A 15,972-nucleotide genomic window follows, 5' to 3' on the forward strand; every position below is an offset into this window, starting at 1 on the left:
GAATTGGGTGCCGTCTGGCGATATGAGGTTGAAGCGGTCAACGATACGACAGTGTAAGCATCTTGCCAAAGAGCACGTTGACAATCCAGATGAACCCGCTGCGCCGACTGGCGACAGCGGGTTCGCTGAGTGGGTACAGATCACTCTCATCCTCCTGCATACGGAACTTAACAAGAGCTTTCGAGAGACGGAGGCATGGTTCAACGATTCCAAACCACTTATGAGGAACTTAACCTCCCGAAAACACCGGATCATACGACTCTCTGCCGATGGGAACAACAAGTCTCAATGCGGGAACTACGCCGCCTGCTCCGCAGCAGCGCGGAGCAGGCTGGCTGGTCAGGTTCTGCAACAATCGATGCAAGCGGCTTTCAACGTGATCAAACGAGCTGCTACTATCGAAACCGCGCTGGATTTTCCTTCCACAAGGTGAAGACAACGGCACTGGTAGATACGGATTCGCTAGCGATCAAAGACGTTCACTTCACAACCAAGCGGAAATGGGATGGCCACGTCGGGCTGCAGGTCTATCGGCGGAACGCCGATGACCTGCAGAGTCTGCGTGCAGATGCGAATTACTCGTGGAGCGAATTTCGTGAAGAGTGCCGAGAGGGGAACACTCGCCCACTAATCAAACACAAAGAGCATAACAGCCTCAAGAAGGCTCATAACGCTCGTCTTGACGATGATTCGTACAATCAACGAAGTATGAGTGAAACGGCCTTCTCGATGTTGAAGGCTGATGGAGAGCGGTTGCGTTCCCGGAGTTGGTATGGGCAATTCCGGGAGCTAACGCGGAAGTGTATCGTTCATAATCTCTCGCAGGCGGCGAGTTAGCCTCGCCGCCCGCGCTCCTTCTTCGGACGTATTGCTCAGAGGAATCACTGCTCTCCAGCTGACCCACGCAGGATATCAGATAAATTTGATAATTCTGAAGAATCTGATTTGGGTGCTTCCGCAATGCCTGTATCTAGAAATGCGGTAGCTTAGCGACATAGACTACAGAATCTACTATGTAAGGAATTCAATACGGGAGCCCTCTTGCGATAAACGGAGCACTTTCTGTACCTCACACACATACCACAAATATTGGGATAATTAATGTGGTTAGACCAAAATAAGGGAAGCTCGTTAGCTGGATATTGGCGCTAAGCCCCACCCTCAAGGAGCGAACGACGTCAACCGTGACCGAGTAGGGTAGGGTAGTTCACCTAGAACAGTCTGAACACGCACTTCCCGACGTACAATTTTTATAACCTCAATACGAACTACGGATGTGAATCAGCGTCGTATAGCTACAATCGGGCTCTGTGTACTGCTTATTATCTCACTCATACCAGTATCTTCAGTCGCAACTCAGAACCAACAACAGCCGAAGAATGCTGCCTACAGTGAAGCAGCCAAATCAATTCACAAATCTAGCGCTGATAGCAGCACCAGCGTGCCTATACAGTCAAACGCATCTAATAGCTCTCAAAAAGCAATCCCAGCTTATGTGCCAAACTCACGAGCGCATAAGAACCAAGCTGAGCTGACTAACAGCACAAAAGTGAGTATCACAGACACTCAACATGTCACAACAAACAAAAAAATCGCTACGAACGATACGATAGAGAATCTAACCGTTGTATATAATGGGTCCGCTCAATGGACTGAAGGCCCAATTGCGGCCAACCAAGCAACCTCAGTCCGCAAAACGAGCACGGAGGGTGTAGATCAATATTCTCAATCACCGACTCCCCCGACAAATGCCGCACTTGAGCCAAATATAAACAACGGGATAATTGGAGATGATAGCCGACTGTCTGTGCGCAGCGCTTACGACATAACGAACTATCCATGGTCGTCCATTGTTACGTTACAACTCGTCTTTCCTGATGGGACACGAAGTCAGTGTTCAGGGGCAATCATAAATGGAAGTAGTAGTCAACCACCAGGCCATGTACTTACAGCCGGCCACTGTGTCTATTCCGCTGAACGAGGGGGGTGGGTAAACACTACTACCGCAGACTCAAGCTACGTTGTGCCCGGTGCTGACGGCACGCAAGAACCATTCGGGCGTGTCGGTATTCAAAAGATTCGGAGCTATCCCGAGTGGATTACTAATGAAAATCCGGCATACGATATTGCACTAATAACCCTAGATGAACGTATTGGTGACGAAACTGGTGCACTCGGTTATATTGGGATAGATAATACAGCTGATGAGGTCTATACGCACACACCAACACGAGTGACAGGCTACCCAAGCGATAAGCAAGCAGGAACTATGTGGACTTCTGTTGGAGAGGGGCAAGGCACATACAATTTTGCTGCATCAGAAGCAACGCCCGAAGACATTGTACATCGATACACTGTTGATACACAAGTCGGCATGAGCGGCGGTCCTGTGTGGGTTGAAGAGTATCCGACTCCTGCTGAACGGCAAATCGTATCGATCCACGCATATGCGGTTGACTCGGATTTGGACGGAAATACAGAATATACGCAGGGAACTCGCCTCACTGAAAGCAGGTTTAGTAATATTCAGTCGTGGACAGCGAGTGATTCGATCCCAGACGCGGCTAACGACCAGTTCGAACCAAATGATGACTTCATTTCGGCAACTGAAGTTACTAATGATGTAGCACTCGACAATCTCCGGATTGTCTCCGACGATGTCGATATGTTTGCTACTGACTTACTTTCTGGACAGCAGCTTACGGCCACCAGTACTTTTGATCACACCCAAGGAGACTTGGATATGGTTCTATACAATCCCGATCAAGAACTCGTTGCTAAGTCTCAGTCTACCACGGATGGAGAGCAGATTGAACATACTAGTATAAGGAATGGGACGTACTATATGGCGGTGTACGGACATGATGACGCTTCAGCTTCTTACTCACTATCATTCAGTACCTCTGGAAGTACAGACAGCAGCAATGATTCTCTGCCAGTTCCAGCAGAGTGGACACTAAGCACTGAACAGTACTTTACACTGTATGAAGACGGGAAACGGCCAGGAACACAAACAATCTCCTCCAAACTCAATGAGTGGCATAGTACTGAAAATAATAGCATTAATGACGTAGAATATAGTACACAAGAAATTAGCACCGCGCTCAACTACTGGTTCCGCAGCGCCTCTGGTGGTAAACCTATAGTTCCCACTGACTGGGAGTTATCTGAAAAGCAGTACTTTGTATTTTATGAGGATGGTGAGCGACCTAGTACACAAGAGGTCTCTGCTAAAATAAATCAATGGCTTAGTAGCGATAGTAACAGCGTCAATGCTGTTGGATTCAATCCTCAAGAGATTAGCAATGCGATAAACTACTGGTTTAGCAATATGTAGCGCTGTGAATGAGGATTTGGTCGCGTCGCAAAGCAGTCTAGAGTTTGCCTCTGGTACTCTCAATTGAGAGGTCACTGCTCATTGTTGTTTTGGTTGATCGCTGGAGCAGTTCATCGAGGAACGACTGGTAGTACTCTGGATCAGCGTACTTCACCAGCCGAACTCAGCTCTCAGCTTTGAACGTTGTCGTGTTAACACTATTGGGCCCGGAATTGGAGGAAGAAACGTTCTACGAAGAGTTTAGGGTATCGGTCGAATAGGAGAGTGATTCACAGAAGATAATGAAGGCAGCGTTCACGGCGTTTGAACCTCCAGTAGAGAGCGGAGCGTCTACGGCTGAACTCTCTTTTCCGTGCTCACACCGTCTCAGCCGCCATTTTCGGTCGATTAAGTATTAAATAATCAACGTTCAAAGCCGAGTACTTCACAAAGCATCCTCGGCTAGCTGTTCCTGAAGCCTGACTTCTGTGGCGGAGCGGTTGTGCTGGTGGCCTTGACGAGAAGATCGTTGACGACCGACGGAGAGCTGTCGCTGTCGGCGGCGGTCGCTGTGCGAGCGCGGTCATGATTTCGTGAGTTCCGCGAGATCGCGCTGATGTGTATCGTCTATAACATTACACACTCTTGATGGGATGAAAGCCTGCTAAGTCCCCAGCGCCATTTGTCTTTAGCTAAGACTCACACCTCGGTTGTGTAGCGGTAGCGAGCGTCTCCTGTAAGATCGGTCGCTGCTGGTGAATCTTCTGAGCGTCCTCGATCAGCCGCTCCAGCAACGGCGGTGGCGAGTAGCCAAGGTACTCTCCGAGTTGCCGTGTTGAACGCAAGACGGCGGCAACATCGGATTTTTGATATTCGATCTTCTACCGGTAGCGGCGCTTTAGCTGTAGATTCTCAGATCGGGCGATTCGATTCGAGCAGAATTGTGCGGCGACCAAAGCATCAGTTTCACAAGATACCAGATAAACCATGAGGTGGACGATGGCGATGCCTCTCTCGGATACATTCGGAGAAGGGGAGCAGGCGGCGAGCTCTAACTCGCCGCCTGCTCGAGGTTATGGACGATACACTTCCGTGTGAGCTCCCGGAACTGGCCGTGCCAGCTCCGGGAGCGGATCTCGTCGCCGTCGTCTTTTAGCATCGCAAACACGGTCTCACTCATTGACCGCTGGTTGTAGACATCATCGTCAATTCTGGCGTTGTGGGCTTTCTTGAGTGCGTTTTGCTCGCAGTGTTTGATCACTGGCCGTGTAGACCTGTCACGGCAAGCTTCACGGAGATTACTCCACGAGTACATCTTGTCGGCCAGCAACGCTTGCAGGTCTTCGGCGTTCCGCCGAAAGACCTGTAGCCCGATATGGCCGTCATAGGCTTTCTTCGTCGTGAAATGAGCGTCCATGATAGCAAGAGAATCCGTGTCAACAAGCAGCGTGGTTTTCATCGCGTTGAACGAGTAACCGACCCGATTCCGGTAGTGTGAGCTGGCTTGATCACGCTGAAAGCCGCTGGCGTCGATCGACGCGGTGCCTGAGAGCCCCGCCTGCTCCGCGGAGGCGCGGAGCAGGCGGCGCAGTTCTTTCATCGGGAATTCATCGTCCCAGACGCTGAAAGATGTGTAATCCGGCGATGAGTCAAGATCAAACACACCGAGAATTCCCGGCATCTCGTTGAGATAGTCTTCGAGCCTCCGAAGCGGCTTGTTGATCTCCTCTTTGAGCAGAAGGAGCGCGATTTTGGTGGACTTGGCGTACCCGTTGTCGCCGTCGGCGACAGCGGGTACGTCTGGTTGTTCAACATGGTTCGTGGCGAATTCGTGAAACGTCTGTGCGAGGGTCTTGAGACGTCCCATATCGCCAGACGGCGTCCAAATCCCGTGAAATCAGCGATACGATCCGCAGACGGCGTCGGCGTTCAACGGAGCACTCCGAGTTCGTGGAGGATGAGCTGGGCGTGCGACCGGGTCGCCGCCCAGCGTTCCGGTGGAAACACGATCTCGTCGTCGGCCTGCTCGGTGACCAGATCCAACAGCTCACGACTCACCAACAGTGACAGCAACGCCGCATACAGCAGAATCTTCACCACATCCGGGTCGCTTGTGTCGAACTCGTCCAACTCGTACTGCGTCTTCAGTTCACGAAACAGCGTTTCTACCTCCCACCGACACCGATACAACGTTGCTAGATCCTCTGGGAAGAACTCATCTCGCGGCAGATTCGTGATGTAGAGATGGTAGTCGTCGGCGTCCTCGTCGCGGACGCCGACGACGCGGAATCGCTTCGTGTCCAGCGACCGCGTTCCCTCATACTGGCCCCGCTTGAACTCCGCTTCGACCTCTACGTCGATGTACTGCCGCGAGAGATCATCGACCACATCGTGGATCTGCTTGCCCTCCAAGGGAATGGCGCGGTAGTGCCTAGTGAAAGTTATGAAGGTAGAGTCTGATGAGGAGGTATGTCTGGGGATCGCCGCAAAGAGATCGTCCGTCACCTCAGTGAGGACGATCTCGATCGACTCCTCGCGGAGTCTACGGATGAAAAACTCACTGAGCGGTTGATCTTCGTTAAACGGCTCTACAAGGGGGCAACCTTGGAGGACGCTGCCGACGATGTCGGCAGGTCCTCCGCGACAGGAACACGCTGGGCTCGCCGATGGAACAAGGGCGGTCTTGGACTTCTAATGCCGAACTTCGGGGGCGGCAGGCCCCCGAAGCTCGGCGAAGAACAACAGCAACGCCTCTTGGAACTGCTCCGGGAGGGCCAACCGTGGAAGAAACAAGAGATACAACACCTCATCAACGAGGAGTTCGACGTTGAATTTCATCCAGCCCATCTCACTACGTTCCTCGAAAAGCTCGGCCTCTCCTACGCAATTCCGCGGACTAAGCGCCCATCACGGCCAGAAAATGCCGAAGAAATCCTCGACGAACGCGTCGGCGACGCGTTCGACGAGGGAACTGATGAGCCGCACAACAAACGCGATGGAGATGATGAGGAAGGCTGGGTCGTCGACGAAGAGATCCGTACGGACGGTGGAACTGTGCTTGGATTTCTCGATACATCGCATCCACAACCGTGGGTGCCTTGTTTTGCCGCCGAGTGACGGCTATCTCAGACGCTCTCACGGAAGGATTCCGTCAAGCTAACCGGGAATTGGACGCCGTCTGGCGATATGGCATCGCTCAGACGGCTTGCCTGGATGTGTCGAAACCTTGCCAAACAGCACGTTGATGAGCCGGACGTACCCGCCGCGCCAGACGGCGCGGACGGGTACGCCGAGTGGACGCAGATCGCATTGATTCTGTTCCGCGTCGAATTAGAAAAGAGTCTCCGTGAGACCGAAGATTATCTCAACGAGATGCCTGGCGTCCTCGCCGTGTTTGATCTCGACGAGGCACCGCACTACAGTTCGTTTTGTCGGTGGGAAAACGAGTACCGGATGCGTGAACTCCGCCGCCTGCTCCGCACTTCGGCGGAGCAGGCGGGCTGGAGTGGTGAAGCTGCAATTGACGCAAGCGGCTTTCAACGTGATCAAACCAGCTACCACTACCGCGACCGCGCGAACTACTCGTTCCAGTCGATGAAGACGACGATATTGATCGACGTGAACACCCTAGCGATCAAAGACGTTCATTTTACGACGCAGAAGGCGTGGGACGGCCACATCGGGATGCAGGTCTTCCGCCGGAACGCGGAAGACCTGCGGGTGCTGTCTGCCGACGCGAACTACTCGTGGGGAGAGCTTCGTGAGGAGTGTCGCTCTAAGTCAACGCGCCCACTGATCAAGCACAGGGAACAGACACCGTTACAGAAAGCTCACAACGCCCGGATGAACGAGGATTACAACCAGCGGTGGATGAGTGAAACCGGCTTCTCGCAGTTGAAGGAAGACGACGGCGAGAAGCTTCGCTCCCGGAGCTGGCACGGCCAGTTCCGGGAGCTCACGCGGAAGTGTATCATCCATAACCTGACGCAGGCGGCGAGTTAAGGCTCGCCGCCTGCTCCCTTTCTCCGGACGTATCCGGGAGAGGCATCGCCGTCGTCACCTGATCAAGGGAGCAAGGTACCATAGTTTTGACCCTTTGACGACCACCGCCAGCGGCAGTTACTGCATCTTCTGAGCGCAAGAACCGCTCTTTGACGCTGTGAAACCGTGAGTTATTGACCCTACCCCGACGCAGTCTTGCGTTCAACAGGGCAACCGTGGGACAACTCACAGCGACTCTACACCGTCGACGACCCTCACATCACCCGACCGCTGGTGAAGTTAGACGAACCAGCGGTCGGGTTCTATGCACTCTCCGGTGAGAGCGTGGTCCAGTTTCCAAGTAATCAGGAGAAAGAACGAATCTGTGAGTGTCTCGAAGGAATCCGCGAGCAGAATCCGAGTCGACGGATTCTGCTCGTCTTGGATAACTTCTCTTCTCACGTTTGCGAGTACACGCGTAAGCGAGCCCATCAACTCGGAATTGACCTCGTGTTTTTGCCCGTTGGTTCACCGGATCTCAATCCAATCGAGCAGGTCTGGAAGAGTTTGAAATGGGAAGCGTCACCGTTGATTGTGGAGAGCGCGGCAGAATACCGCGCTCTCCTTACCGAACTCTTTGAGAAGCTCACAGCTCAGCTTAGTTTCGCGGCCTCTTGGATCGACAATCATCTCGACGACTATCTTCAAAAGTTATGCTAGGTACTAGGCTTGGAACAGGCCGCTCGGACCTACGGCTTCCTCCGGTCACTGAACCTTACTGGGGCACCGATCCACAGTCTCGTGGACTGTATCGCTGTCAATGTATTCCGCTAGTTCCGCCAGTCTACCGAAGAGCGTCTTGTCTTCTTCGACTCCACAGCGACAGCTCACCAGTATCAACAATCTCCTACAGCAGAGCGAACACACAAAACATATACCTACGCGATTGGCAGATGTAGGTGAACCAAAGTGGGACTATTTACGACAACGTCGGTATCAGAAAGCATTTACCGAGTTGGCGTAGATATGCTGTTGTCCCGCTTTGGGATCTATCGCCTATAAGCAAACATGAAACGAGAACAACTCAACGCAGCGTTCCTGTCAGCACTAATGGTGCTGTCTATGTTCGCTGCCGGCTTTGCTGTGGCACCGGCCGCAGCGCAAGAACAGGATCCGACACTGTCGACAGCAGAGATTGCTGCCGACGGTGGTCAAGTAACAATCAATACCAACGGCGCCGCTTCGGTTGCCGTGACCGAACTGCCAAACGGTAGCCAGGTTAGCGACCCCGGTAACTTTACCGAGACTGAAGATGGCCTCCTCGCGCAAGACCTTGGCGGTCTGCCGGACACGGTTAGCTTTAGTATGGTCCCCCCGGACGGAGCGGACCAAGTTGAGTTTAACCTAGCAGGCAACATTGTCACGCTCGATGTCGTCAGCGACTCTGACGGCTCCGACGGGTCTGACGGCTCCGACGGGTCTGACGGCTCCGACGGGTCTGACGGCTCCGACGGGTCTGACGGCTCCGACGGGTCTGACGGCTCCGACGGGTCTGACGGCTCCGACGGGTCTGACGGCTCCGACGGAGCGATCGAAAACCGTGATGTCGTCAATGGCGACGTCTTCGTCACCAGCGGCAACACGGTCTTCCAGGGCGAAGAAGGGCTGGTCTTCGGAAACTCGGCTGACGAGACGTTCTCCGCCAGCCAGCTGTCGGGAACCTCTGGGAACCGCGAAGGTACGCCGCTCCAGATGCCGATTCCAGTTAATGAAGAGACAGGGACCTACGACCTGAACGGTCCTGACTCGGGTGACGGTGGCTTCAGTACCACGGTCGTTGAGCCGCGGATCACCACCTCGGAGGTCCAGCTGGCTGATACCGGAAGCGATGTCTCACAGGTTGGTCCCGACTCTGCGGGCCAGCTCAAGATCTTCGCCGAATGGAACTTCGGCGAAGCTGAAGGACTTGCCATCACTGTGGAGGACCCGAGTGGTGCCGACATCACAAACGAGGTTCTCCTCGATGACACCAACACGGACGGCGGCACTGATGTCCTCCAGTACGGTGAAAATGAAGATAACGCTGAGGACGCCAGCGTTGGCCTCGACCTCGCGGGCGAAGATGCTGGTGAGTACACTGTCATCTTCGAAGGTAACGACAATCTCGATCAAGATAGCGTGATTGAGGAGTACACGATCGAGCTCACCACCGAGGACGAGCTCTCGATTGATGTCGCAGAAGACTCCGTCACGCAGGGTTCCAACGTGGACTACACGGTAAGCGGTGGGACCGACGGTCAGTTCCGGCTCGTCACTATTGACGAAGGCGACTTCGCGGATGGTGTCAGCGACGAGCAGGCTGCTGACATCTTCCGGAACGTCGACGATGTTAGTGAGACTGGCTACAACTCGGCCGATGACAGTTACGCGTACGCTATCGTCGAGATCGATGGCACGTCGGCTGTCGGGTCGATAGAAACCCAGTACCTCGATACTGCTGATACGACTGTCGAGGTCTACTCCTACGAGAATGAAGTGTCGTCGCTAGATAGTGACGACCTCGAAGACGATGTCGATCTTGAAGTCACCGAGGGTGAACTCACACTTGACAGTCCGTCGGATGAGTACACCATCGGTTCGGAAGTTGACGTGAATGGCACCGCTGAGGCTGCTGACGAGGTGCGTCTCTACGCGCTTAACAACGACAACTGGGAAATTGTAAAGGTCAACGGTCAGACCAACATTGACGTTGACTCCGACGATACCTTCGAAGTCGAGGATGTCGTTCTCTCGCAGGGTGACGGGGGCGGTAATGACATTCTGGCGTTCGAGGGTCAGTACCAGATTGGCGTAATTGACGCTAACGACGCACGCAACATTCAGCTGGACACCGGAGACAACAGCGAGATTAACACGTCGTCGTGGACTAGCAACGATGGAACCCGTGCCACGATCCGGTCTGAGTCGGGCGGTCTTACGGCTCAGTTCGGGACTATCGACGGCCAGTTCGCCACTGAAGACAGTACGATGACTGTCAACGGGACCGCAGAGGGTCAGTCGAATGTTATTGTTGCCTTCGTTGGCGAGCGTGGCGACGTTGATGTCACGGAAGTGTCCGTTGACAACGACGGTACGTTCGACGAAGAAGACGTCAGCGTCGACCTTTCACAGGGCGCTGCGTCCGGGCACGTCATCTCGCTTGGTCGCGACGGCACAGTTGGTGACGGTGATCTTCCGGACGAAGCTGAGAGTGACAGCACCGAAGATCTAGAGAGCTTCATCACCGGTCTTGAGGACCAGTCCCTTACCGGTAATCAGGTCCGTGACCGTATTGTCTCTCAGACTACTGAGGCCGACGCTACGGACGACCTGATGGTTTCGACGACCTTCCGTGTCACTGATGCTTCGGTCTCGCTTGACTCGGTTTACCCGGAGGGCGCTCAGGCTAACGGTGTCAACCCCGTTGCTGCTGGTGAGACGATGGTCGTGGAGGGTTCGACGAACCTCCAGCCTGACGACAACTCCATCGTGCTCAACGTGCTCAATCAGAACGATAACTCGGTTGAGTCCACGTCTGTTGACGAGTGGAGCAATGACGGCCAGTTCACTCTGACCGTCGATACCTCCGACCTCGAGACGGGCACGTACACGCTTGAGGCTGACAGTGGTGATACCACTGACTCCACCGACGTTGAGATCGTCGAAGAGCGGCAGCAGACCGACAACGGTACTGACACCGGCGACGACACTGGTGACGACACCGGCGACGACACTGGTGACGACACCGGCGACGACACTGGTGACGACACCGGCGACGACACTGGTGACGACACCGGCGACGACACTGGTGACGACACCGGCGACGACACTGGTGACGACACCGGCGACGACACTGGTGCCGACAACGGCAGCTCCGATGGCGGCAGCACTGACGGCAGCACGCCCGGCTTCGGCGCGCTCGTCGCCCTTGTTGCGCTCATCGCGGCTGCGCTGCTCGCGACCCGTCGCAACAACTAACGCCAGCTAATAACCGAACGGATCACTCCGTTCGGTCCTCGCGGTGCGTATTTTCATTTTTTGCGGCTGCCTAAGGCTCGTCAGTTGCTAGCGTAGCGGATATTTCACAGACAACTGACGCGACTACTACAAAACCTGATGGCCAGAAGAATCCGACACCTAAGCGTCTCTCCTCGTTGATATACGCTAGTGTGAACTACCTCATCCTACCGATCGCCTTTCGGTTCGCGCTTGAGGATAGGGCCTCTTGTTTCTACGTGTTCATGGTTTTCGCGAGGCAGACACACTGGGACTGACAGAAAGTATTTACAACCGAGAACGGTAGGAGGAGTTGATCATGAATACACGTGTCTCGCTTGGCGTAGTGATCCTCTTTCTTGGGGTTATTTGCCTTGCTATGCCGCTCAGCATCTCAACTGCGGCACAATCACAGTCATCCCCTGCAGTTGGGTTTGATACTGCAAAGACAACGGTGACGCAGGGCGATGTGGCTACGCTTGGGATCCAGATGCGTGACACTGATGAGGTGACGCTCACCATCCAGGCACCGAATCAACAGTACCAGACAACACTCCGTGCGTACGATAACAATGGAGATGGTTCGGTCACTGTCCGGGCTAATACATTCTATCCAACTGATGTGGACAAAAGCAACCGCTTCACAGCTACTGGCGGTGACTCAGCCCGACTCATTTCTGAATCTGGACTTTCTGAAGGGGCCGTACTCGATACTGGCCGATATAATCTAATTGTCTCAACTGATGAGACAAGCGTTGCAGCAGTGCTTATGATTACTGAACCATCCCAACTGGATGGAACGAGTGTGATTGTTCCCCCTGATACATCGTACAAAAATATTGAAACGGGATTAAAAAGGGAGTCGGAGTTGTCGGAGATAGGTGCTACGGACACCACGGATGTGGATTCCCCTAATGTTGCCCGGGGTGATGAGTTTTGGACACGGCTTCCAATTACCGGGATTGGTGGTCTCCTTACCTCACCAGCTCCAGCGTCAAACCTTGTGTTCCCTGTTGATAGCACCCCTGGTGCTGAAACAACCCACATAGCCGATATAAATAGTAATGAGACAGTCCCTTTCACATCAGTCTCGATCAATTATCAGAGCAATCACGGCGGATCTCACGCAGCTACTCAACAGGTTACTCAGCCCGATATCGAGGTATTTGGGATTGATACAAACAAGAACGGATATATCGATCGCTCACTGAAAGGATCGATACAGAGCATCCAGACGGGTACAGACGGGCGCTTAGCAATCTCACTCGACCATCCAGTTGAGATTTCTAACCACAGTACACTTCGTGTCGCGTACGACATTGAGAATCCTGAAGTAACAGGCTCACAAGACGTCTCCGTTACTCTTCAAAACGGTGATATATCTCATCGGCACACTGGTATCGTCACATACGGGCTTGCGGGTCAAGGTACTCTCGGTCATGGAATTAACCTCCAGTTAACCTCGGAAGAGGGTGAGTCACCTACCGATCCACTTGCGAGCGTCCACACAGTGTACAATGACAGCGTACCTGGACTTGCCGTGGGGGTTGACACAACCACATTGGAACCGGGTGAGTACACGGTTACGCTTGAAGTTGATGAGTCAGCGCCGAACTCTGTACCGAGGGCCTCCCTTCGGCAGTCATTCACCGTGTCTGAGCCCACTGCTGAACTAACAAATCACACCATCAGCAACTCTACTCGGCTATCTGTGACAGCTAGCACCAACCTTGCGCCGAACAGCTCCGCGATTATTCGTATCACTGCGGATGAGAAGGATGGCGGAATTAGTCAAGTTCTTAATTGTGTAGCCACAGTCGATAGCGACAGTAGAATTGGTTGTGATTTTGATCTCTCTCATCCCGCTGATGAGTTCAATATTGATGTCGCTATTAAACGAGATGGTGTCGTGATCGCTGGACCAACCAAGATTAACTGAACCGAATTCACTCGACACAGACGGAAATCGCAAGACGGCAAACCACCGACAATGTATTACACAAGTATGTCAGACTGACTGGATATGGTTCTCACCACCTCATACCCAGTGTCCAAGTATGTATGATCCCCCCACGACAACAATGCCACCAAAGGCATCGCGTGTCCGAACAGGGAGTAACGTCGGCGAGTTTGGTGTCGTGTCTGGTTGGCTTTCATTTCCACTAGACGAATTAGTTTCAACAGACGTTTGATTATCTGGCTTAGTTTCGCTTGTGTTTTGGACTGTTCTATTTGTTGTCTCGGATTGTACTGAAGTCGTATTATCAGTCGTCTCTGTGCCGTTGTTTGTGTTTGTTTCTTTTTGTGAATCTGGAATCTCTGGTGTAATACTTGTTGAGTACTGTCCCGACCGATAACTCACCAGTATGGTCACTATTGTACCCCTGGCAGACGCTCTAAACTCTTTATCAAAGCTAACAGCATTCGTGAATGTTTCTGTATCATACACTCGATCAAGATCAAGTCGCTCTCCAGTTGATGTATTGAATGTCTCGATCGTGACTCGACTAATCTCTGCCTGTGAGACTGTGCCAGCAAGGTGGACTGTTTTTCCCTCTAGATTGATCGTCGCGTTTGTAATGTTCACCTCAGGTTCTGGTTCATACTTGATTACAAACGTTTGATTGCGTATGTTTCCTGCCGCATCTTCTGCTGTTATTTTGAATTCATTGTCGTCGTTGTCGTCATATAATTCAACCGTCGTATCGAAACTGTATTTGAGTTTGTCTGGATTCGGTTTTGCGTTTGCGCTTAACATCAGAACCTGTGAGCCATTGTTCGATGTCCGATTTATTTCGACACGCTTGAGTTTCGTTTCATCCTGAACCGTACCGCTGATGCTCGCCGTGTCCGTGTAACTTTCATCCGCGACGGTGATATTGATGGTAGGATCCGACTCATCATTAACGTCAATTACAAACCGGTCAGTGTTTGTGCGGCCGAGCGTATCTGTGTACTCTGCAGTGAGATTGTTTGTTCCGTCGACAAGCAGTAACTCTTGAGAAAAAGACTCTCCGGGGTTCGAAATTCGATGAATCTTCCGGTCTACATCTGAGCTACTCTCATCAGGCCCGTAGTTGCTCGTTCGCTCAATTCGGATGCTTTTAATATCTACTACCGTGTGAAGATTGCCAGCCAGAGTGACTTGCCCACTAGTAACATTTACTGTATTGTTTGGCCCACCTTTGACTGTCGTTGAAAATGGCGAGATGTATTCTACCCTTGGTGCGGCTGTATGCTTCGTTATTGATGTCTTGAATGTTGTCACTGTATCAGATTTTGCAATCACTTCTACCGTATTTTCATTTGGGTCAAGATCAAGTGTAACTGATCGGTCAAATGTCGCCGAATTAGGTCGATATGAACGGTATACGTCCCCATTGACTCGCAGTTCGATCAACTCAATCGGCGCATCTGCTGTGACAGTGATGTTTGCGTTTGGGTCGTTTAATACGACAACATTATCTTCAGACTTGACCTGCTCCCCATCAATGGTTATATTGGTTGTTGCCTCTTGTGCAGCTACAGCCCCAACCCCGGTATACATGAGCAGGCCCAAAATACACATCCCGCACAGAACACTCGCCCAGCGCCTGTAAGTTGGACCTTTTACCGGCTTCATAGAACTTGCTATCATGTTGTTTCGGTGAACACCGCTTGTATACCATCATCCTCCCAGCAATTCATATGACTGTGCTGGCCTAAATATCATCCGCGATACTCATCAACTTCCCTAACTCAGCTTTGAACATTGTCGTGTTGACACTATTGGACCCGAAATCGGAGGAAAAGACGTTCTACGAGGAGTTTACGGTATCGGCCGAACTGGAGAGCGATTCACAGAGGATAATGAAGGCAGCGCTCACGGCGTTTGAACCTCTAGTGGAAAGTGGAGCGTCTGCGGCTGAACTCCCTTTTCCATGCTCACACCGTCTCAGACGCCATTTTCGGTCGATTAAGTGTTAGATACTCAACGTTCAAAGCTGAGTTTAGTAGAAATCTGGGACGCAGCGTGTCTGAGAGCCAGTTGGTGACGTGGGCTGTACGTCCGACTGGCTCTCATCAGGGACTTGTGGTCCCATTTATATTGGTGTGAACAGACAAATAAATATCCACTGGTTCACTCACGTTAGCGGTGTTTCACATAAGTGATCTTGTTGGATGTGTTTAGGTTGGAATCGGTCGCAGCGAGCCTGTTGTAACAGATTTGCTTCAATCGTGGATCGACTTTTCTCTCGGCCGTGTTGAATCGCTGTAAGGCGTTGGAATTCACTGTTTGACGAAGCGTTTGATGTTATAGACGACACATATCAGCGCGATTTCGCGGAACTCACGGAATCATGACCGCGCTCGCACGGGGAAGCCGAGCGAGCGTTTCACAGCCGAATTCAGGGGTTCGGCCATAGAGCGTTGATTGTAGCGAGTATCGTCGATTCTAGCGTTGTGCGCCTGGTCGTCCGGGGCGAAGATGCGATGCTCAGTCGATCACATCGACAGCCGCGTGATCTTGCCTAATGGCGGTGAACCAGATTGGACTGATCGTGGAGTGTCTTCGAAGTGCCGGTGAGCTTAGCCTTCGGGGTGGACCGTCGCTGTCGGCGGCAGACTGCCGCCGACGCGACAGCGTCCCCATTCACAAC

General features: G+C 52.6%; 6 protein-coding genes and 7 pseudogenes. 8 read left to right on the plus strand and 5 right to left on the minus strand.

The window, feature by feature from the left end:
• Positions 1-22 precede the first annotated feature (22 nt).
• Together EO776_RS02390 and EO776_RS02395 are read left to right on the plus strand one after the other, a co-directional pair.
• Positions 23-837, plus strand: a pseudogene (locus EO776_RS02390) (IS5 family transposase).
• 439 nt (positions 838-1,276) lie between these two features.
• Entirely contained in the window at positions 1,277-3,337 is a 2,061-nt protein-coding gene (locus EO776_RS02395) for a trypsin-like serine peptidase (RefSeq protein WP_186279048.1), read from the plus strand.
• Positions 3,338-4,008: 671 nt separating this feature from the next.
• Here the strand turns inward: EO776_RS02395 and EO776_RS02405 are convergent.
• The 3 genes and pseudogenes from EO776_RS02405 to EO776_RS02415 form a co-directional block, all read right to left on the minus strand.
• Positions 4,009-4,170: pseudogene (locus EO776_RS02405) on the minus strand (IS4 family transposase); the annotation flags it as partial.
• 197 nt (positions 4,171-4,367) lie between these two features.
• Positions 4,368-5,183, minus strand: a complete 816-nt coding sequence (locus tag EO776_RS02410; protein WP_129452341.1) for an IS5 family transposase — start codon at positions 5,181-5,183, stop codon at positions 4,368-4,370.
• 74 nt (positions 5,184-5,257) lie between these two features.
• Positions 5,258-5,740, minus strand: a pseudogene (locus EO776_RS02415) (transposase); the annotation flags it as partial.
• Positions 5,741-5,785: 45 nt separating this feature from the next.
• On the opposite strand from EO776_RS02415, the pseudogene EO776_RS02420 reads away from it, so the two are divergent.
• From EO776_RS02420 to EO776_RS02445, 6 genes and pseudogenes are all read left to right on the plus strand, one after another.
• Positions 5,786-6,409: pseudogene (locus EO776_RS02420) on the plus strand (IS630 family transposase); the annotation flags it as partial.
• A gap of 93 nt (positions 6,410-6,502) precedes the next feature.
• Complete coding sequence (locus EO776_RS02425; RefSeq protein WP_129452347.1) at positions 6,503-7,318, plus strand: IS5 family transposase; 816 nt, start codon at positions 6,503-6,505, stop codon at positions 7,316-7,318.
• A gap of 210 nt (positions 7,319-7,528) precedes the next feature.
• Positions 7,529-8,017: pseudogene (locus EO776_RS02430) on the plus strand (IS630 family transposase); the annotation flags it as partial.
• 6 nt (positions 8,018-8,023) lie between these two features.
• Positions 8,024-8,131: pseudogene (locus EO776_RS02435) on the plus strand (IS1595 family transposase); the annotation flags it as partial.
• Positions 8,132-8,365: 234 nt separating this feature from the next.
• Positions 8,366-11,314, plus strand: coding sequence for an HVO_2072 family ArtA-dependent S-layer glycoprotein (gene csg, locus EO776_RS02440; RefSeq protein WP_129452348.1), 2,949 nt, complete (start codon positions 8,366-8,368; stop codon positions 11,312-11,314).
• A 337-nt stretch (positions 11,315-11,651) separates the two neighbouring features.
• Complete coding sequence (locus EO776_RS02445; RefSeq protein ID WP_129452349.1) at positions 11,652-13,271, plus strand: DUF7827 domain-containing protein; 1,620 nt, start codon at positions 11,652-11,654, stop codon at positions 13,269-13,271.
• A gap of 99 nt (positions 13,272-13,370) precedes the next feature.
• On the opposite strand, the gene EO776_RS02450 is transcribed toward EO776_RS02445, so the two are convergent.
• Together EO776_RS02450 and EO776_RS02455 are read right to left on the minus strand one after the other, a co-directional pair.
• A complete protein-coding gene (locus tag EO776_RS02450; protein WP_129452350.1) occupies positions 13,371-14,969 on the minus strand; it encodes a hypothetical protein in 1,599 nt (532 codons plus the stop codon).
• Between the two features lie 632 nt (positions 14,970-15,601).
• Positions 15,602-15,811 (minus strand): annotated as a pseudogene (locus EO776_RS02455) (IS5/IS1182 family transposase); the annotation flags it as partial.
• Positions 15,812-15,972: the final 161 nt, after the last annotated feature.

Source organism: Halorubrum ezzemoulense (genome assembly GCF_004126515.1).
Lineage (GTDB): Archaea > Halobacteriota > Halobacteria > Halobacteriales > Haloferacaceae > Halorubrum > Halorubrum ezzemoulense.